The organism is Lactobacillus equicursoris DSM 19284 = JCM 14600 = CIP 110162 (assembly GCF_001434815.1).
Taxonomy (GTDB): domain Bacteria; phylum Bacillota; class Bacilli; order Lactobacillales; family Lactobacillaceae; genus Lactobacillus; species Lactobacillus equicursoris.
The window spans coordinates 18,984-38,787 of record NZ_AZDU01000009.1 but is presented as its reverse complement, the minus strand read 5'-3'; the positions used below and the strand labels follow the sequence as shown (position 1 = coordinate 38,787).

The 19,804-nt window shown below is 45.6% G+C and carries 21 protein-coding genes and 1 riboswitch; of the genes, 10 read left to right on the top strand and 11 right to left on the bottom strand.

All coding sequences use genetic code 11. The features are described 5' to 3' along the window. Nucleotides 1-95: 95 nt before the first annotated feature. The 5 genes from FC20_RS03060 to FC20_RS03035 form a co-directional block, all read right to left on the bottom strand. Complete coding sequence (locus FC20_RS03060) at nt 96-857, bottom strand: LytR/AlgR family response regulator transcription factor (RefSeq protein WP_008463486.1); 762 nt, start codon at nt 855-857, stop codon at nt 96-98. A 2-nt stretch (nt 858-859) separates the two neighbouring features. Continuing rightward, a complete protein-coding gene (locus FC20_RS03055) occupies nt 860-1,615 on the bottom strand; it encodes a GHKL domain-containing protein (protein WP_008463487.1) in 756 nt (251 codons plus the stop codon). A gap of 579 nt (nt 1,616-2,194) precedes the next feature. Then, nucleotides 2,195-2,389: a hypothetical protein gene (locus FC20_RS03045; protein ID WP_039944440.1), complete on the bottom strand. Its 195-nt coding sequence runs from the start codon at nt 2,387-2,389 to the stop codon at nt 2,195-2,197. 73 nt (nt 2,390-2,462) lie between these two features. Further along, nucleotides 2,463-2,684: a hypothetical protein gene (locus tag FC20_RS03040; protein ID WP_008463489.1), complete on the bottom strand. Its 222-nt coding sequence runs from the start codon at nt 2,682-2,684 to the stop codon at nt 2,463-2,465. A gap of 381 nt (nt 2,685-3,065) precedes the next feature. Beyond that, nucleotides 3,066-3,491 (bottom strand): Hsp20/alpha crystallin family protein, encoded by a 426-nt coding sequence (locus FC20_RS03035; protein WP_008463491.1) that lies wholly within the window; start codon nt 3,489-3,491, stop codon nt 3,066-3,068. A gap of 240 nt (nt 3,492-3,731) precedes the next feature. Between FC20_RS03035 and greA the strand changes: the two genes are divergently transcribed. Beyond that, entirely contained in the window at nt 3,732-4,196 is a 465-nt protein-coding gene (gene greA / locus FC20_RS03030; RefSeq protein ID WP_008463493.1) for a transcription elongation factor GreA, read from the top strand. Between the two features lie 42 nt (nt 4,197-4,238). Here the strand turns inward: greA and FC20_RS03025 are convergent, their stop codons facing one another. Together FC20_RS03025 and FC20_RS03020 are read right to left on the bottom strand one after the other, a co-directional pair. Continuing rightward, nucleotides 4,239-4,709: a hypothetical protein gene (locus FC20_RS03025; protein WP_008463495.1), complete on the bottom strand. Its 471-nt coding sequence runs from the start codon at nt 4,707-4,709 to the stop codon at nt 4,239-4,241. A gap of 136 nt (nt 4,710-4,845) precedes the next feature. Continuing rightward, complete coding sequence (locus tag FC20_RS03020; protein ID WP_008463497.1) at nt 4,846-6,135, bottom strand: adenylosuccinate synthase; 1,290 nt, start codon at nt 6,133-6,135, stop codon at nt 4,846-4,848. Between the two features lie 182 nt (nt 6,136-6,317). Between FC20_RS03020 and FC20_RS03015 the strand changes: the two genes are divergently transcribed. From FC20_RS03015 to FC20_RS03005, 3 genes are all read left to right on the top strand, one after another. Then, the gene (locus FC20_RS03015; protein WP_008463499.1) at nt 6,318-7,310 is read left to right on the top strand and encodes a GMP reductase; all 993 of its coding nucleotides are present in this window, start codon (nt 6,318-6,320) and stop codon (nt 7,308-7,310) included. 174 nt (nt 7,311-7,484) lie between these two features. Next, nucleotides 7,485-8,765: a Y-family DNA polymerase gene (locus FC20_RS03010; RefSeq protein ID WP_008463501.1), complete on the top strand. Its 1,281-nt coding sequence runs from the start codon at nt 7,485-7,487 to the stop codon at nt 8,763-8,765. Then, nucleotides 8,762-9,115, top strand: coding sequence for a hypothetical protein (locus tag FC20_RS03005; RefSeq protein WP_008463504.1), 354 nt, complete (start codon nt 8,762-8,764; stop codon nt 9,113-9,115). The genes FC20_RS03010 and FC20_RS03005 overlap by 4 nt, the downstream gene beginning before the upstream one ends. Before the next feature lie 66 nt (nt 9,116-9,181). Here FC20_RS03005 and FC20_RS03000 read toward each other — a convergent pair whose 3' ends face one another. Continuing rightward, complete coding sequence (locus FC20_RS03000; protein WP_008463507.1) at nt 9,182-10,471, bottom strand: nucleobase:cation symporter-2 family protein; 1,290 nt, start codon at nt 10,469-10,471, stop codon at nt 9,182-9,184. Nucleotides 10,472-10,498: 27 nt separating this feature from the next. Next, nucleotides 10,499-11,068: a xanthine phosphoribosyltransferase gene (locus tag FC20_RS02995; protein WP_008463509.1), complete on the bottom strand. Its 570-nt coding sequence runs from the start codon at nt 11,066-11,068 to the stop codon at nt 10,499-10,501. A gap of 101 nt (nt 11,069-11,169) precedes the next feature. Next, a riboswitch (purine riboswitch) is annotated at nt 11,170-11,267 on the bottom strand. Nucleotides 11,268-11,454: 187 nt separating this feature from the next. On the opposite strand from FC20_RS02995, the gene guaB reads away from it, so the two are divergent. The 5 genes from guaB to FC20_RS10820 all read left to right on the top strand — a co-directional run bounded on the left by guaB (nt 11,455) and on the right by FC20_RS10820 (nt 15,982). Continuing rightward, entirely contained in the window at nt 11,455-12,612 is a 1,158-nt protein-coding gene (gene guaB / locus FC20_RS02990) for an IMP dehydrogenase (protein ID WP_008463512.1), read from the top strand. Then, a complete protein-coding gene (gene guaA / locus FC20_RS02985; protein ID WP_008463514.1) occupies nt 12,612-14,165 on the top strand; it encodes a glutamine-hydrolyzing GMP synthase in 1,554 nt (517 codons plus the stop codon). Before guaB ends, guaA begins: the two co-directional genes overlap by 1 nt. Nucleotides 14,166-14,270: 105 nt before the next feature. Next, nucleotides 14,271-14,492 (top strand): hypothetical protein, encoded by a 222-nt coding sequence (locus tag FC20_RS10830; protein ID WP_236697629.1) that lies wholly within the window; start codon nt 14,271-14,273, stop codon nt 14,490-14,492. 583 nt (nt 14,493-15,075) lie between these two features. Further along, the gene (locus FC20_RS10825) at nt 15,076-15,357 is read left to right on the top strand and encodes a hypothetical protein (protein ID WP_008463518.1); all 282 of its coding nucleotides are present in this window, start codon (nt 15,076-15,078) and stop codon (nt 15,355-15,357) included. A gap of 130 nt (nt 15,358-15,487) precedes the next feature. After that, nucleotides 15,488-15,982: a CAP domain-containing protein gene (locus FC20_RS10820; RefSeq protein WP_008463520.1), complete on the top strand. Its 495-nt coding sequence runs from the start codon at nt 15,488-15,490 to the stop codon at nt 15,980-15,982. A 47-nt stretch (nt 15,983-16,029) separates the two neighbouring features. Here FC20_RS10820 and FC20_RS02965 read toward each other — a convergent pair whose 3' ends face one another. After that, nucleotides 16,030-17,289 carry a carboxylate--amine ligase gene (locus FC20_RS02965; protein ID WP_056945310.1) on the bottom strand — a complete coding sequence of 420 codons (1,260 nt, stop codon included), beginning with the start codon at nt 17,287-17,289 and terminating at the stop codon, nt 16,030-16,032. A 96-nt stretch (nt 17,290-17,385) separates the two neighbouring features. Beyond that, on the bottom strand, nt 17,386-18,771 hold the full coding sequence (locus tag FC20_RS02960) for an amino acid permease (protein ID WP_008462093.1): 1,386 nt from the start codon (nt 18,769-18,771) through the stop codon (nt 17,386-17,388). A gap of 79 nt (nt 18,772-18,850) precedes the next feature. Here FC20_RS02960 and mmuM point away from each other — a divergent pair, with 79 nt between their 5' ends. Continuing rightward, nucleotides 18,851-19,789: a homocysteine S-methyltransferase gene (gene mmuM / locus FC20_RS02955; protein WP_008462095.1), complete on the top strand. Its 939-nt coding sequence runs from the start codon at nt 18,851-18,853 to the stop codon at nt 19,787-19,789. Nucleotides 19,790-19,804: the final 15 nt, after the last annotated feature.

Here is a 19,804-nt window from a genome sequence, read left to right as displayed (position 1 = left end):
AATATTGTGTATTTTCAATGATTGCTAAAATAGTAAAAACGCACTTCAAGACTTGGAGTGCGTTCATTTATACTTAATAGAATTAAATAGACTGATCATTTTGAAAAATATTTTCTAAGCATATGACTGTTTTTTCGTGAATAGTATTGAATATCACCGTTAGGGAAGGTGATTTTGTGCGACTGATAATCAATTTCAGCTTTTTTGGGATTAATTAAGCATGATTGACTGATTTGCAAGAGATAAGGTGCCGTTTCTGCAATTTTGCTGATACTACCGATAAACTGACTAATTCCGTTGGTATGAACAAGTTCTAATTTATGGGAGTTGCCGGTAGTTGAAATATAGTAAATATTATCTGCAGCAATTTTCTTTACTTCATATCCAGCTTTATAAGTAAAGAAGTTTGCAGATTCTGAGCTTGAGTTTTCCAAATAATTAATGGCTGATTTTAAGGTGTCTGAAATACGCGTAGTTAACTCTGCTACATTAGAGCTTTTTACTATATAATCGATAGGCCCCAATCGTCTTTGATAAGTGATGATAGAAAGGTCAGCATGACTTGTAACGAAAATAATCTGAGCTTTTGGATCGTTTTGCTTAATGTATTCTGCTAAGTCAAATCCGTTATCTTTACCAATATTTTTACCAAGCTCAACATCTAGGAAATAGATTCCACCGGTAGGTATTGTCTTCTGTAAAATATTGATAGCACTTTTGTATGTTGTCGCTTGCCCAAATACGTTAAAAGTTACCGAATCGTTATCAGATAATCGAAAAGCAGCGATTAATAGCATGTGCTTAAGCTGAACAATTGTATCTTGATTGTCATCACAAATAAATACTTGATACTTCATAGCTAGTCTGTTACCTCATCTATTGGCAGGATGGTTAGATTGAAAATAAACCAAGTATCCTTGATATGATAGTCAATTATGACATTGTCGTATTTTTGAGAAAATTGCTTAACGTTTGCTAATCCGAGGCCAGGATGTTGCTTTTTAGTCGTATATCCTTTTTCAGTTAACTGACTCAAAGTAATATCAGAATTAGGAATTCGATTTCTGATCATAAACTCAAAGTCGTCATGATCTTGATAATACATGGCTTCAATTCGTAAGTCTTGTTTCTGAAGGAAATTGGAGTTAAAATAATCCGTTTCTGCCTCAATTGCGTTGTCAAAAGTAATACCAATCACTCTCACCAAATCAAGTAAATCGATATTTTGGGGAATTTCATAAATTTCGGATTCACATCCAAAGCTATATAAAATTCCTAAATTGTACATTTGTGTCAGTTTGCTAAATACTATACTTTTAAGTTCCTTTATATGAATATGATTTAAGTCTTTGTACTTTCGTAATGCTTCTTCGTTAAAATGACTATTTGTATATTCACTTAATTTGTCAATAACGCCTTTGACATTGCCTTCTTGAGCGTCAATTTTTAAGCTATTAAGAATGTTTTGATAATCATGCTTAAACCTGCGAAGATCATCCTCGTTTTGATCTAGATAAGATGAGTATTCTTCTAGTTCCTGCTTTTCCTGGAGCAGTTCTTTTTGTTGAGTATGGGAAAGCAACTTCTTTTGTATTTCGACTAAAGAAATATACATGATCAAAATAAAAATCGATTGCAAAAACAATAAAGCTAAAGATACAATGATGACCTCGGTTGGTTTGGTATCGCTTAAAACATACGCGTTAAGAACCGTCGAACTAATATATATATACGCCAAAACACCAATAAAAACTTTTTTATTGGTGCTAGTTAGATTAGTAATGATTTTGGGAATAATTTTAAGGAGTAGTAGGTAACTAATAATAATAATCGCAATATTAGTAAAGAAATCTAAATTACTAGAGTCCAAAATGGGAAAGAGAAAAGAATTAAGTTAGAAAGGATGATAGTAATGGAGTCAAAAATTCCTAGGAGAAGCGCAGCACCTAGAATTAGAAATTTATCTTTTGTGTTTCTTAAACCAAGTAGTGTGAAGAAAAGAATTTCTACAATTGTAATCGAAATATTGACGACTACATTAGACGGGATTAATACGGAGGCTATAAAGCAAAAAATATAAAAAGCAGTGACAAGAATTTTCTGGGATGACGTAAACTTGACCATAGATGTTTTTGTAAAAATAGATAAGTCTACAATCAAACTTAGTATAATATTGGCAAGTATGCTAAATAATTCAAATGTATTGCTCATTGATATTTACTCGTTGCTTTCTAAAAGCTTTAACTAAATTCTTGTATAATTGACTGCTTTTCTTATCAGTATTAAAGCCCCATATGTTAATAAAGTTGGTGGTAATATAAGCAGAAAGCTGAGATTGTGTAGTACCGCCTTTAATTTTTAGAAGCTCTGTTTTATCTAAATTTTTCATAAAAAGATTCCTGACTCTAATAAAAAATAGCGTTACCTAGGTAGTTACCTAAATAATACTATTAATGATTAATTTATAGCATTGAAATTACAGAAACAATAATTAAAATAGCACCAACTAGTGACAAGATGCCTGCTCCAATATATCCACCCCATAGAGCAAATCCCCACCATTGATCATTAGAATAATTGCCACTATTTGTTTTTAACTCAAGATACTTCTTAGTTTGTTTAAAAGCAAAGGCACCACCTACAATAAGTAGCAAGCCAACTACTAACAAAATTACATATTCCATAACCGTGTTCTCCTATTTACAATAGAAAATCTATTTCACTATCTAGTAACTCTTTATACTCTGGATTATCAATATTTTCAACAAGATTTTTGGCGCTAGAATACTCGCCAATGTTAATTAGTAATTTTATTAAAGCGAATTTTAAGGTAGACCAGTAACTTTTCCATAGTTAAACCCTCCCGGTCACAAATTGAATTTGGATGATCTTCTGATCACAATCGTTATTATAATGCGATTAATTGAGAAGAAACCAAATTTGCCTAAGCGGTCAATTTTGATGCTTAAATGGCATCTTTTCACAATTTCACAAGTTTTATACTGAAATTTTTGGCAAAAAAAGAAGCCCATGAGGGCTTCTCTGACTCTACGGACCTAGCAAAATTACTCGATCGTGATGCTGTCTTCGTCTTCAACTGGACTAGCCTTTGGCAAGGTGATGGTCAAAACGCCATTGTCCAATTTAGCGGAGATGTTCTTCTTATCTACGTTTGGCAAGCTAAAGCTTCTTGATACGGAGCCTTCGCTGCGTTCTTGGCGAACCAAGTTCTTCTTCTTGTCACTGTCGTCTTTGAAGGTGCTGCGGTGGCCAGAAATGGTCAAAATGCCATCGCTGTATGCCAGGTGGATGTCATCCTTGTTCATCCCTGGTACGTCAACCTTTACAGTGTATTCTTTGTCATCTTCAACAACGTCTGATTGCAAAATGTTCCTAAAGGCGTGGCTGTCCAAGAAGTCCTTGGAGTTGTCAAGCCAGCCCCCCATGTGGTCGAACAAGTCGTTGTAACGGTTCATCAAATCATTAGCCATAATTTAAAACTTCCCTTCAACAAATTATTCAATTGCTTTTTTTACAAACAGAGAGGGGAGAAAGGATTGCTGCTTTGTTATCGCTTTCCTTTCTCTACACCTAATATTATAGTCCCTTTTTTAAAAAAGTGTGCAATTAGCACTCGACTTTTTCGACTGCTAACAAACTTTTTACAAAAACAGCTTAACAAGCTATACTATAGGCATTGAATTTCACTGGAAGAAGCAAAGGGGATCAAGATGGTATACTTTCAAAAAATGACCAAGGAAGGCTACAAGCAGATTGAAGACGAGATCGCTGCGCTAAAGGCCGATCGGCCAAGACGGGTGCAGAACTTAAAGGAGGCCAGGGCCCTGGGCGACTTGTCGGAAAATACAGAATATTCAACGGCCAAAAGGGAATTGCGGCACTTGGACAGCCGGGTACGCTATCTCAACAAGCAGCTCAAGTATGCAGAAATTATTGAGATCAAGAATGACGGCAAGGTCAACCTGGGAAAAAATGTTACCATCCGCTATGAAGACGATGGGGAAGAGGAAAGCTACAAGATCGTGGGCCGGATGGAAGAGGCTGTAGGCGATGGCAAGCTGCCCTTTGACAGTCCTTTGGGCCACGCCCTGATGCACCACAAGGTCGGGGATGTGGTAACGGTTGAAGCGCCGATGGGAGACTACCAAGTCACCATCCTCAGTGTGGATAATTAAAGTGGAAAACCGTCTAGCTCTAAGCTAGACGGTTTTTGCGTGTTATTTTTTGTTGAGCTTGTAGAATTCTTCAATTGAAAAGCCAAAAGAGAAAATGGCGATTATGGCCAATTCAATGGTTGGATCATAATTGCCTGTGCTTCTATTCCAAAAGGCGATAGCCCCAACTGCAAAGCCAGCAAATAAAGAATCAGAAAACGCAATAATGCTCAAACTTCCCTTTCCAGTTAAAATATTCCACAATCTCTCTCTAAATTTATTAGTAGTCAACTTGACTTTTACCTTGTTTAACTTGTAGAGCTTGTATGTGCCATAGATACCATAGAACAAGAGGATAAGTCCGCAGATAATAGCTTCGGCTATGGGGCTGTTATGATAACCGCCCTTGAGCCCTAAGGCAACAGTCGCTGCCGCAAAACCAGCTATGAAGGTAGTAGAAAAGGTAAAGATACTTAGAGCGATTTTACCATTTAGTACATCCTTTACGGATTGAAAAAGATTTTTGCTTTTCATGATAAAAACATCTCCTCCAAATAATATTATTTACGCCTCTATGGTAGCACTTTCTTCAAGTAAAACAAGATAAAACATTTTTTGCCAAAATAAAGAACCCCGTCAAAGACGAGGTTCTTAGTAGGTATCAATTTTTTTACAAAGTCCATGGGTCTTGCAAAACGATGGTTTGCTCCCGGTCAGGACCAACAGAAACAGTCACAACTGGTACGCCAGTTAATTCGCTGATTCTCTTAACAAAGTTTTGCGCGTTTTCTGGAAGATCTTCCCACTTCTTAGCAGAAGTAATGTCTTCTTCCCAAGCTGGCAATTCTTCGTAGATTGGTTGGCAAGCTTCAACTTCCTTCAAGTTGGCTGGGTAGTAGTCGATTTGTTCACCATTCAAGTCGTAAGCGACGCAGACCTTGATCTTGTCAAAGCCGCTGAAGACGTCCAGCAGGTTCAAGCTCAAAGCATTGATGCCGGCTACACGCTTAGCGTGACGCAGGGCAACTGAGTCAAACCAGCCAACCCGGCGTGGACGGCCAGTAACCGTACCGTATTCGTGGGCGATGTCTCTGATCTTGTCGCCAGTTTCGTTATTCAATTCAGTTGGGAATGGACCAGCACCAACTCTAGTGGTGTAAGCTTTGCAGATCCCCAAGACCGTCTTGATTCGGTTAGCACCGATCCCGCTGCCGGAAGCAATCCCGCCGGAAACGGAGTTAGAGGAGCTGACAAATGGGTAGGTACCTTGGTCAATGTCCAACATGATCCCTTGGGCACCTTCAAAGAGGACCTTTTCGTCCTTGTCCAAGGCGTCGTTAACGTAAAGGGAAGTGTCGCAAACGTATTTAGCGATGCGCTTGCCGTATTCAACGTACTTGTTGTAGATTTCGTCAAAGTCCATAGCTGGCTTGCCGTAAACCTTGGTGAACAGCGCGTTCTTGCTTTCCAAGTTGAAGCGCAATTTTTCTGCAAAAGTTTCTGGGTCGATCAAGTCGCAAACCCGGATACCGATTCTTGAAGCCTTGTCCATGTAAGTTGGCCCGATCCCGTTCTTGGTCGTGCCGACCTTCAGGCTGCCCTTAGCTTCTTCTTCATAAGTGTCTTGCATTACGTGGTAAGGCATGATCACATGCGCGCGGTTTGAGATCTTTAAGTTGCTGGTGTCAATGCCGCTCTTTTCCAGGTTGTCTAATTCGCCTAAAAGGACTTCTGGGTTGATAACGACCCCGTTGCCGATTACGGCGCCTAACTTAGCTGCGAAGATCCCGGAAGGGATGAGCCGCATCTTGAATTCCTTGCCATCAAAGTCGATGGTGTGGCCAGCGTTGTTACCACCGTTGGCGCGGACTGATAAGTCAGCGGTCGTTCCTAAAAAGTCAGTAATCTTACCCTTGCCTTCGTCGCCCCATTGGCTGCCGACAACTGCGATTGATGTCATTTTTTCACCTCAAAAAATATTTCGTTAAACTTACGTATGAAAGATTAGCATTTACGAGCCAATTAGTCAATAAAAATCCGAATAATATTTTTTAAACGTTCGTGAATTGTCCGAATAAGTCTTGACTTTTTATAAAAATGTAAGTAAAGTATCAAAGGTAATTTAGAAAAGGAGCTGGAAAAGTGAGTAATTATTTCAGTATGGAAGCCTTTGACTATGATGATATTCAACTGGTTCCCAACAAAGCAATTGTAAAATCCCGTAAGGAATGCGATACTAGCGTTAAGTTTGGAAACCGAACTTTTAAGATTCCAGTCGTTCCAGCCAACATGGCCAGCGTAATCGATGAAAACTTAGCTGTTTGGCTGGCAGAAAATGGCTACTACTATGTGATGCACCGCTTTGCCCCAGAAAAGCGGGCTGGTTTTATCAAGATGATGCACGAAAAGGGCCTTTTTGCCTCAATTTCCGTTGGCATCAAGGATGACGAATACAACTTTATCGACAGTCTGGTTAAGGAAAACTTGATCCCAGAATACACCACTATCGATGTGGCCCACGGTCATTCCGTTTACGTGATCAAGATGATTAAGTACATCAAGGAAAAGATGCCAGATACCTTTTTGACGGTCGGCAACGTGGCTACCCCAGAAGCTGTCCGGGAACTGGAAAATGCCGGTGCTGACGCTACCAAGGTGGGCGTTGGCCCAGGCAAGGCCTGCATCACCAAGCTCAAGACCGGTTTTGGTACGGGCGGCTGGCAGTTAGCAGCTTTAAGAATGTGCAGCAAGGTAGCCAGAAAGCCATTGATCGCTGACGGCGGCATCCGCCACAACGGTGACATCGCCAAGTCGGTCCGCTTCGGCGCCAGCATGGTCATGATCGGCTCCATGCTAGCTGGTCATGAAGAATCTCCTGGCAACATCATCAAGATTGACGGCAAGACCTATAAGCAATATTGGGGCTCAGCCAGTGAAGTGCAAAAGGGTGCTTACCGCAACGTTGAAGGCGAGCAGATGCTGGTGCCATACCGGGGCCACATCGCCGACACTTTGGAAGAGATGAAGGAAGACTTGCAGTCTTCAATTTCTTACGCCGGCGGCAAGGACCTAGAATCAATCAAGCGGGTTGACTACGTGATCGTCAAGAACACGATCATGAACGGCGACTATTAAGCCGAATAACAATGAAAAAGGTAAAACTGAATAAAACGAAAATTGCTTCAAAAATTTTGAAGCAATTTTTTTCTGCGTTCGCTTGTAATTTCGAACTAACGTTCTAAAATAGAGTTATCAAGTTTCGAACAAGTGTTCAAAATTACGAAAATGTCAAGTGAGGGGGCAAAGACGATGTATGATTACCGCTATGAGCCGCACCGGGTTATTTTCATGATTGACAACAAGTCCTTTTTTGCCTCGTGTGAGGCCCTGCGACTGGGGCTGAACCCGATGATGGTACCGCTCGTCGTCTTGTCTCGGCCAGAAGCCGGAAAGAGTGCCTTGGTCATGGCGGCTTCTCCTGTGGCCAAGAGCAAGTACGGCTTAAAGAACGTTATGCGGGCCAAAGACCTGCCCAGCCGGCAAGAAGCACCAGATTTAATGATCGTCCAGCCGCACATGTCGTTATATATTGAAAAGAGCATGGCAGTGCGGGAGATTTTTAGAAAATATGCTGCTGATGAGGATATTTATGTCTACTCGATTGATGAAGCCATGATCGACATGACTGCTTCTTGGAAGCTGTTTGGCGACGATCCATACTTGGTGGCCCGAAAGATTCAAAAGGACATCCATGATGAACTAGGCCTTTATACCACCTGCGGGATTGGGGAAAATCCTTTGCTGGCCAAACTGGCCATGGACCTGTCAGCCAAGCACCGCAAGTCGATGATTGCCTACTGGCACTATATCGACGTTCCTGATACCATCTGGCAGGTCAAGCAGCTGGAAGACGTGTGGAGCATCAATACCCGGACGGCGCGGAGGCTGGAAAGACTGGGTATCCATAACATGTACCAGCTGGCCCACAGCGATCCCGCTGTACTTCACAAGGAATTTGGTATTTTGGGCGACCAGCTTTTTGCCATCAGCTGGGGGGTGGACCGGAGTATCATCAAAGAGCGCCGGCCCCATGGGAAAAGCTGCGGAAACTCACAGATCTTAGACCGGGACTACTTGGACCAGCGGCAGATCGAGATCGTGATCGAGGAATTAGCTGACCAAGTAGCCAGCCGGATCCGGGCTAAGGGACTTTTAGCCGGTCAGGTCCGCCTAGAAGTCGGCTACTCCTATTTAGAAGAAGAGCGCGGCTTTACCAAGCAGGTCAAGATCACGCCCACCGATGTGTCCAAAGATCTGGTGGATTATCTGTGGAGAATTTTTCGCCAAAATTGGCAGGGGCAAGCCGTCCGGCAGTTGGGGGTATCTTGCGGCTACCTGACTCCGGCAGCGGCCATACAGCTGGACTTGTTTATTTCCCCGGAAGCAGCCGAAAAGAAGCGGCGCTTTGACCAGATTGTGGACCAAATCCGGAACAAATACGGCTTTGTCAGCCTGGTCCGGGCCGCCAGCCTCTTGCCGGGCGCAACGGCTATTCGCCGCAGCCGCCTGATTGGTGGCCACCAGGCATGAGTGCCTTTGACAAGCGGGTAGAGGACTTTTTTGCCCACTACCAAGACCGGGGGATGCTGAAGTGGGAAGGCTTTTTCCTAAGCGACCACCGCGAGCAATTGGCTAAGGCCCGCAAAACTAATGCAGCGCCCGCTTTTAAGCCGGAAATGATGAGTCAAGAAGAGGCAGCTAATGCCCTTTACCTAGCCTGCTTTAGCGAAAAGCAGGTCAAGGTCGTTCTCAGCCAAGTCGACAGCGAGGGCCACTTTAAGACGGTAACGGGGCCGGTTTCGACTGACCAGGAAGGCGGAATCTTGATTGGTCAGCAAAAGCTGGATTTAGACGAGATCGTGCAGGTGATCGTGCTGTAGGCAAAAGAAAAAAGCTGCCAAGTGGCAGCTTCGATTTTCGCTAATCAATGAATGTATAGATTTGACTTATTCGTCCAATCCCTTTTTGCCCTTAAAGATCAGGTTCAAGAGAACTGAAGAGATGGAGGCAATAACGATCCCGTTTTCCAGGAAAAGCTGGAGGGATGCAGGCAGGAATTGGAAGATACTTGGGTAAACTGATACGCCCAGGCCCAGCCCCAAGGAGATGGCTACGATCAAGAGGTTGTGGTTGTCGTTAAAGTCAACCTTTAAGAGCATCTTGATCCCTTGCACGGCGATGGAGGAGAACATGACCACCATGGCCCCGCCCAAAACGGCAGTTGGCATGATGGTTACCAGGGCACCGACCTTTGGCAAGAGCCCCATGGCCATCAAAAGGCCAGCTGCCCAGTAGATTGGCCGCTTGGACCGAATACCGGACAATTGGAGCAGACCTACGTTTTGGGAGAAGGTCGTGTATGGGAAGGTGTTGAAGAGGCCGCCGAAGATTTGGGCCAAGCCTTCAGCCCGGTAGCCACGCTTTAAGTCATCTTCCGTAATTTCCTTGCCCAGCAAGTCGCCCAAGGCGAAGAAGACGCCAGTTGATTCCACCATGGAAACCAGGGCGATAATCATCATGGTTAAGCTGGATGACCATTCAAATTTTGGCATCCCGAAGTAGAAGAATTGTGGGAAGTGGAACCAGGCTGCTTGACTAACTGGAGTCAGGCTAACCATGCCCAGGCAGGCTGCTAAGAGGGTGCCGACAATCAGGCCAACCAAAACAGAGATGGAGGACAAGAAGCCCTTAGCAAAGGCTTGTAAGGCCACGATGACCAAGATGGTCACAAAGCTAACGATCAAGTTCTTGGGACTGCCAAAGTCCTTTGCTGTCGCCGTGCCTCCGCCCAGGTTTTGGATACCGACTGGGATCAGGGTTAAACCGATCGTGGTGATCAAAGTCCCGGTAACGACTGGCGGGAAGAGCTTTTTGATCTTGGAGAAGACCCCAGCGATCAAGAAGACGAAGATCCCGGCCACGATGATGGACCCGTACATGGTGCCGACTGAGTACTTTTGCCCGATCATTTCAAGTGGGGCAACGGCTTGGATGGCGCAGCCTAAAACGACTGGTAAGCCAATCCCAAAGTAGCGGTTCCGCATCAATTGGAGCAGAGTAGCCAGCCCGCACATGAAGATGTCGATGGAAACCAGGTAAGTCAATTGTTCTGAGTTAAAGTGCAGGGCGTTCCCAATCAAGATTGGAACTGCAACTGCGCCAGAATACATGGCTAACAGGTGCTGCAGGCCCAGTACAAAAGAACGTCCTTGTGATGGTTCTTGAGTTTGATCCATTTTTTAGTTTTTACTCCCACGTAAATCTTAGTTAAAGATAACCTTGCCGTCTTTGAATTCCTTGATGCTGGCCAAAGCTTCCAAGCGGTAGCCGTGGTCAAGCAGCCAGTCATGGCCGCCTTGGAAGGCTTTTTCAACGACAACGCCCACGCCAACGACTTCAGCGCCGGCTTGTTCAGCCAAAGAGATCAAGCCTTTGGCTGCTTCGCCGTTAGCCAAGAAGTCGTCGATCACCAAGATCTTGTCGTCTTTGTCCAAGAACTTGGCTTCAACAGAGATGGTGTTGGTTACGTGCTTGGTATAAGAGAAGACTTCAGCGGTGTAGACGTTGTCGGTTACCGTAGATGGCTTCTTTTTTCTGGCAAAGACCATCGGTACGCCCAAGCAGTAGGCAGCCATGATCCCGGGAGCGATCCCGCTGGCTTCTGCCGTCAAGACGCGGGTGACGCCGGCGTCTTTAAAGAGGCGGGCAAATTCTTCGCCCAGAGTCATCATTAATTGGGGATCGATTTGGTGGTTGAGGAAGGAATTAACTTTTAAGACATCCCCAGGCAAAACAACGCCATCTTTTTCAATACGTTCTTCTAAAAGCTTCATGTTACTCCTTATGAACAAATAAACGATAAAAGCAAAAAGCCTCTTTTACCAAAACTACGAAAAAGCAGGTAAAAGAAGCTAGGGCAATATCAAATATTGTCGAACAGACTTCTAGTACCTATAGTCCGGGATTTACGGCCCCGGGTAGAGACTGCTGACCATATTACAGCGATATATAGATAAGATAATTTGTTAAGTTATTGCTAAATATTACAGCAAAAACCGAATTAAATCAAATATATTTGTGGAAAAATTGCGAATTTGGGCTGTAAATAAGCAATTGATTAAAAAAATAAGCCAATGATTCGCTTTTTGTTGACCTAAGGCTAAAAAACGTGTAAAGTTGTCTAATTAAAAGTATCAGAGTTTTTTGAAAGGATGAAATCATGTCTTTGTGGGAAACCAAATTTGCTAAAGAAGGTATTACTTTTGACGATGTGCTCTTAATTCCAGCCGAAAGTCACGTTTTACCAAACGAAGTCGATCTGTCAACGCAATTAGCCGACAACCTGAAGTTGAACATTCCGATCGTTTCTGCCGGGATGGACACTGTGACTGAAGGCAAGATGGCTGCTGCCATGGCCAAGATGGGCGGCTTGGGGGTTATCCACAAGAACCTTTCAATCAAGGCACAAGCTGACGAAGTAAGACTGGCTAAGAACACCCCAGTTACTGAAGCTGACACTCACGCAGCCGTTGACAAGGACGGCAAGCTCTTGGTAGCTGCTGCTGTCGGCGTTACTAGCGACACCTTTGAAAGAGCAGAAGCCTTGTTTGAAGCTGGTGCTGATGCGATCGTAATCGACACGGCTCACGGCCACTCAGCTGGCGTTTTGCGCAAGATCAAGGAAATCCGCGACCACTTCCCAAAGAACACCTTGATTGCTGGTAACGTGGCTACTGGCGAAGGCACCCGTGCCTTGTTTGAAGCCGGCGTTGACGTTGTTAAGGTTGGGATTGGGCCAGGCTCAATCTGTACTACTAGAGTCGTTGCCGGTGTCGGCGTACCACAATTGACTGCGATTTACGACGCAGCTGACGTTGCTAAGGAATTTGGCAAGCCAATCATCGCTGATGGTGGGATCAAGTACTCTGGTGACGTAGTTAAGGCTTTGGCAGCCGGCGGCAATGCTGTAATGCTGGGCTCCATGCTGTCAGGTACTGAAGAAGCACCTGGCGACGTGCAACAAGGCGCAGACGGCCGTTTGGTTAAGTCATACCGCGGCATGGGCTCAGTTGGTGCGATGTCACAACAACACGGCTCAAGCGACCGTTACTTCCAAGGCGGCGTTAACGAAGCCAACAAGCTGGTTCCAGAAGGGATCGAAGCTGTTGTTTCTTACAAGGGTTCAGTTAACAACGTTGTTTACCAAATCTTGGGCGGTCTGCGTTCAGGTATGGGCTACTGCGCTGCTGAAAACATCCAAAAGCTGATTGAAACTGCACAATTTGTCCGCATTTCCAACGCTGGTTTGCGTGAATCTCACCCACACGATGTCATGATGAGCAAGGCAGCACCTAACTACGGAGGGATCGACTTCTAATGGCCAAGATTGACTTAAGCAACTTTGACAAAATTATCGTATTGGACTTCGGCAGCCAATACAACCAATTGATCACCCGCCGGATTCGTGACTTTGGCATCTACTCAGAACTTTTGCCACATACTATCACGGCTGACGAAGTGAAGCAGATCGCTCCTAAGGGGATCATCTTCTCTGGTGGTCCAAACTCCGTTTACGACGAAAACGCCTTGGATGTGGACCCAGAAATTTTTGAACTAGGGATTCCAATCTTGGGCATCTGCTACGGGATGCAGCTGATGACCAAGGAACTGGGCGGTAAGGTCGAAAAGGCAGAAGACGCTGAGTACGGCAGTGCTGAAATCGAAATTAAGGACCCAGAAGCCTTGATCTACAAGGGCTTGCCAGCAAAGCAAGTGGTTTGGATGAGTCACGGCGACTTGGTAACTAAAGTACCAGCAGGCTTCAAGGTTTTGGCCTCCAGCCACAACTGTCCAATCGCTTCTATGGCAGACCCAAGCCGCAAGTTCTACGCTATTCAGTTCCACGCTGAAGTGCGCAACTCTGAATACGGCTTGGACATCCTGCGCCGCTTTGCCTTTGACGTTTGCGGGGCTGAAGCCAACTGGACCATGGATGACTTTATTGACTTGTCAGTAGAAAGCATCCGCGAAGAAGTAGGCGACAGCAACGTTATCTTGGGGATCTCCGGCGGGGTTGACTCCAGCGTTACTGCAACGCTTTTGCACAAGGCTATCGGCAGCCAATTGACGGCGATCTTCGTTGATCACGGTCTACTTCGAAAGAACGAAAGCGAAGAAGTTATGGCTGCTTTGAAGGAAGGCTTGGGCGTCAACATCGTTAGAGTTGATGCTAAGGACCGCTTCATGAAGAAGCTGGCCGGTGTTACTGACCCAGAAAAGAAGCGGAAGATCATCGGTAACGAATTCGTACAAGTCTTCAACGATGAAGCTAAGAAGATCAAGAACGCTAAGTTCTTGGCTCAAGGGACCTTGTACACTGACGTTATCGAATCAGGTACCGACACGGCCCACACCATCAAGAGCCACCATAATGTTGGGGGCTTGCCAGAAGACCTGCAATTTAAGCTGATCGAACCACTCCGTCAATTGTTCAAGGACGAAGTCCGCGTCTTAGGCGAAAAGCTGGGCTTGCCACACGACTTGGTATGGCGTCAGCCATTTCCGGGCCCAGGTTTGGCTATCCGGGTGATCGGTGAAATCACTGAAGAAAAGTTGCGGATCGTGCGCGATGCTGACGCAATCTTGCGTGAAGAAATCAAGAACGCTGGTCTGCAAGAAAGCATCTGGCAATACTTCGTTGCCTTGCCAGGGATGCGCAGCGTTGGGGTTATGGGCGACGGCCGGACCTACGACTACGCAGTCTGCATCCGGGCAGTGACGTCCATCGACGGGATGACCGCTGACTTTGCTCAGATTCCATGGGATGTTTTGCAAAAGATCTCAGTTCGGATCGTCAACGAAGTCAAGCAGGTTAACCGCGTACTCTACGATGTGACGAGTAAGCCACCTGCAACGATCGAATACGAATAAATCTAAAAGAACTCGCTTTAGCGAGTTCTTTTTTGCTTGGGCGGGGGAGATTCCCTCAACCGTTGCTAGCCATGGGGATTTTTGGTCGCCAAATTCCCCCAACCTTTGTTAGCCAAAGCGATTTTGGTCGCCAAATTCCCCCAACCTTTGTTAGCCAAGCCGATTTTGGTCGCCCAATTCCCCCAACCCTTGTTAGCCAAGCCGATTTTGGTCGCCCAATTCCCCCAACCCTTGTTAGCCAAAGCTTTTTTGACGCAGGAGGCGGACGAGTACCTGACGACTCTATCAGCAGGTGGGCCGCTTCAACAAGTTTGGCCGCTGGTATGACATGGTTTGGATGTGACTGATTGCCGACCTTTGTGACTCAAAAATAAATAGTAACAAACAGAACAAAGAAAGACTTTTAGCAAAATGCTAGAAGTCTTTTTTGCTTAAGAAAGAAAAACACTATGCTGATAAGTTAAATGTAATCATTCTTATAATCTGACTCTGCTATATCATTGTACACTGATTATATTTAAGTAGAAATAATCTTCACTATTTGTTATAGTCAACTATTAAGCAATTAATAATATTTTACAGGCTGATATTTGGGATTGCAGCTGAATAGTTACTTATAAGTTATTCTATTTCAACAATTTAAAAAGCATTCAAAATTGTCAAATATTAGCCAAAGAACGGCTATATAACAAGCTTTTGCAAAGGCAAAAAGGTGATAGGATTGAAAAGTGTAGTCGTAATTTATAGATGATTATCTATATAGTCTAGAACAGCACTACGACAACGCTATTTGCTGATTCACGCTTTTTATAAGTAAAAAGTAATAGAATTCAGAGGAAATCTATCGACAAACAGCAATAAAGCGTCTATAATCATAAGTGCAAAGATAAGAAGCAAGTAATACGTATCGTTGTGTAGATATAGAGGTGCTATTATAAAAAAGACAATTTTAACGCTGGCAGCATTTGCAGCTTTCCTTGGCTTAGCAGCAACGCCAGCTCCTGTTTCAGCAAAGGCCTCAACTACTAAGACTGTAACCCGGAAAATCAAGGTTTACCGTCCTAGCCACTACACAACTGTTAAGCAAGTCGCTGTTTTAAAGAAGAGAGGCAAGAAGTGGAGCAAGGCTACTTGGAAGGCTTACAAGGCTCCTACTCAATCCGGCTACAAGGGCAAGCACTTCAACTGTTAAGGCTGCTAAGGTAACTTCTAAGACCAAGAACAAGACGGTTAAGATCACCTACAAGGCTGTTAAGAAAACTAAGAAGGCCGCTGTTAAGGCAACTTCAACTGACAACCAACTGCAACTGCGTCAAGCAGCTTTGAGCGTTGTTAACAGCTTCCGTGCTAAGGCAGGCGTTAAGGCCGTACGTCTTAACTCCAAGTACAACGCCGTTTTGGACAAGCGTGCTACTGCTAAGGCAAAGCAATACGTAACTACTGGGACTTACGACCACTCTGGCTACGAAAGCCTCCCAACTTACCTGAACACTTACCCAATCGTTAAAGGCAAGGTTTACTACCACGGCGGTGAAACTCTTCACGCTTGCTACTACGACGCTAATACTGGCAACGCCACTAGCGCAATGGCATCCGCAATCAAGAGCACTTTCACCGAAAACATGCAAGACGAAAAGAATGACTACCAAGCCATCGTTGTTAAGAAGACCAGAAAGAACATCACCAACATCAGCGGGACTTACGAACACTACACCATGATGGTTGATGGTGGCAACCACCAAGCCTACATCGGCGTTGGCCACTACGGCACTGGCGTTAACGCAATGGTCTGCATCGTTATCGAATTCCACAACTAAGATAAAAATAAATGGCACTTCCAACAGGAAGTGCCATTTTTGTCTTTTTACTTGTCAAAGTAAGCTGCTTTGTTGACCTTGAAGTAGCGTTCGTAGTCCTTGTAGTAGTTGTGGTACATGTGCTTCATCAGCAGCCATCTCTTGGGACTGAAGTCCTTCTTATAAAAGACGGTCGTCCCGTAGCGCTTGGCCTTTAAGAGGGCCATGGCTGCCATCTTGGCATCTGAGTCAACAGCGTACTTTTCAAAAATCTTAGGCGGAACCCCCAGCCAGAGGCGATGGGTTTGCGGATTCTTGTTGCCATAGACGGTTTCCTTGTCCTTTAAGGAGTCCTCTACGTAGTCATCGATGTACCACTTGGCCAGGTTGTAGCCGTTCAAGGTGACGTAGAAGGAGGACCGGCCTTGGCGGAGGTTGATCTCAAAGAACTTGTACTGGCCATCACGGCTATCGTACTTGATGTCAAAGTTGGCCATGCCAGTGTAGTTAATTTTTTCCAAAAAAGCCTTAACCGTGTCGTAGAGCCGTTGGTCATAGTCCGGCGTAATCACCATGTAGTTGCCGATGGCAATTGGGTCTGGGTCTTCCAAAAGCGGATGCCCCAGGCACATCATCTTGACCCGGTGATGCTTATCCACATAGGCGTTCAAAACCCGCATGTTAGAGTCGTCGCCTGGGATAAAGTCCTGCAGGATCAGGTCTTCTTTATAGCCATTAGTGTAGATCTTACCCACGATGTCCTTGAATTCAGCTAAGTCTTTGATGACAAAAGCCTTCTTCCGTCCTTCAAATTGAACGTCCAGCCAGGAAACTGGGTCTTCTGGCTTTAAAGCAACTGGGAAGGCGAAAGGTACATCTGCGTAAGACCCATCTTGGTAGTCGGCCATGGTGATGATCTTGGTCTTCGGGTATGGCAAGCCGTATTCTTCGCAGACTTCGTAAAAGCCCTCTTTAGAGATCAGCTTTTTCAAAAGGCTGTAGTCGATATAAGGCACGATAAAGGCCTCTTCCAATTCTTCTTTGTGCTTGGCCAAAAGCTCGGAATAGCCGTCCCCGCAGGAGATCAGGATTACCGGTTCTTCGTGGTTCTTGTATTCCTTGATCTTTTCCCGCATGACCTTGATGAATTCTGGGTCTTCGCTAAAGCCGGGGTGCTGCTCAATATTGACGATCTTGGAGTAGCGGGTGGGAGCCAGGGTACTGGCGGCCAGGGCTGTTACCTTGATGCCGTAAGCTTCGTTAAAAGAGCGCGCCATCCCATACACGTTGATGTCGCTGCCTAACAGGATTGGGGTAAATTTTTGCATTGTTTTGCCAGGTTTCTATCTTAAATTTGAATCTAAAAAAGTCCTTTCCTATAATAGCACCTTTAAAAACAAATGCTATAAGGGAAGGACGATTTTTTAGGCTTTTGCCTGTTTCTTTTTGGCATAAAAGTAGTGGGCAAGATAGCACAGACCCACGAACGGAACTGTGGCGTACAGGGCCACCCGCTGTGAGGGGTCAAACCAGATGAGGAGGCAGGAGGCCAAGCTGGCGATAAAGGCGAACCACGGGGTGAAGGGGTACCAAGGAGTCTTGAACTTCAACTCGCTGACGCTGTGGCCCTCAGCCAGCCACTTTTTTCTAAAGCTGATCTGGCAAAGAGCAATCGCCATCCAGACAAAGACAACGGCCAGGCCGGAAATGGAAACCAGGACTAAGTAGATGGTGTCGGCAGCGTAGACGCTGGTTAAAAGTGAGAAGATCCCGCCCAGCATGCTGACAACGAGGGAGATGGCTGGGATCCCCCGCCTGTTGGTCTTGGCGAAGGTAACCGGGATGGTGCCTTCATTGCCCAGGGACCAGAGCATTCTGGTTGAAGCGTACAGGCCGGAATTGCCAGCAGAGATGATGGCTGTCAAGACGACGAAGTTCATGATGTCGCTGGCGTAGGGGATGCCCATTTGCTTGAAGATGTGGACAAAAGGACTCTCGCTCACGCCGGCTTGCTTGTAAGGAATCAGGCAGGCCATAACGAATATGGAGCCGATGAAGAAGATGATCAAGCGCCACAAGGTGGTGTGGATGGCCTTGGGCAGGGTCTTTTCTGGATTCTTGGCTTCTCCGGCCGTGATCCCGATTAATTCCGTCCCGGAAAAGGCAAAGTTGACCGTGAGCATAGTGGTGAAGACGCCGCCAAAGCCGGTCGGGAACCAGCCATTCTTGGTCAAATTGGCCAGGCCGGGCGCCTGCTGGTAGCCCTTCATGGGGATCAGACCGATAATGGCTAGAGATCCCAGGATGATAAAGGCCACGATGGCTGCTACCTTAATGGCCGCAAACCAGAACTCGCTTTCTGCGAAGACCTTGACTGAGAAGTAGTTGGATAAAAAGATCAAGGTCATGAAGACCAGGCTCCAGACCCAGACCGGGATGCCCGGGAACCACTTTTGCATGATGATCCCGGAAGCCGTAAATTCACTGCCCAGGGCAATGGTCCAGGTCAGCCAGTAAAGGATGGCCACGGTAAAGCCGGTGGCGGGACTGAGCAGGTTTTTAGCATAAACGTGAAAAGAGCCCGTGTAAGGCATCGCCACGGACAATTCGCCAAGACAGAGCATGACCGCGTAGACCAGGATAGCCCCGAAGAAGTAGGCAATAATGGTGCCAATAGGGCCGGCTTGCTTGATGGTGTAGCCTGAGCTAAGGAACAGCCCCGTCCCGATCACGCCCCCTAAGGAGATCATCTGGATGTGGCGGGCCTCCATCTTCCGCTCGAGGTGTTCTATTTTTTCTTTGTTAGCCATGAAATACCTCTTTAAATTTGATTAGTTTTTGATTAAAATAAGGACTATTACAGAATAGCACAAACTAGAGGTAAAAACTATGACAAACTTGCTTGATAAACTAACTAAACCCGTGATTTTGGATGGATCCATGTCAACGCCTCTAGAGGCCATGGGGGAAGAAACCAGTTCCGACTTGTGGACCGCCAAGGCTTTGGTTGACCACCCGGACCGGGTCTACCAGGTCCACTACGACTACTTTAAAGCTGGTGCCCGGATCACCATCACCAACAGCTACCAGGCCAACTTGCCCGCTTTTGCAAAGTATGGCTATAGCGAAGATGAAGCCCGTGACTTGATTAAAAAGTCGGCTGAAATCGCCATTCAGGCCCGAGATGACTATGAACAAGCAACCGGGGTCCACAACTATGTGGCGGGGTCAGTTGGCCCTTACGGGGCTTATTTGGCCGATGGGAATGAATACCGGGGCAACTACCACTTGACTCCTGAAGAATACGTGAACTTCCATGCACCGCGGATTGACGAGCTGGTGCAGGGCGGTGCCGACTGCTTGGCCATTGAAACCCAGCCCAAGCTAGAGGAAGTCTTGGCTATTTTGGACTATGTGCAAAAGACCTATCCAGCATTAGCCGTTTATGTCAGTTTTTCTTTAAAAGATCCCCAGACCATCAGCGAGGGGACATCGCTGACTGAGGCCGCTCAAGCCGTGCAAAAGTATCCTCAAGTTTTTGCGACCGGGGTTAACTGCATGAAGCTGAAGTGGACGGTTGATGCCATCAAGAGCTTAAAGGGAGTGACGGATTCAATCATTGTTTACCCCAATTCTGGCGCTGAATACGACCCCCAGGTGAAAAAGTGGGTCTACCCACCAGATGCGCCTGACTTTGGCCAGGCAGGTCCTGACTGGGTCAAGGCCGGCGCCACCATTGTTGGGGGCTGCTGCACGGTCATGCCAGCTGACATTCAAAAGCTGGCTGAAGCTGTTAAAAAAGAAACTAATCAAGAAGAGAACAACTAGTAACAAATAGAAAGA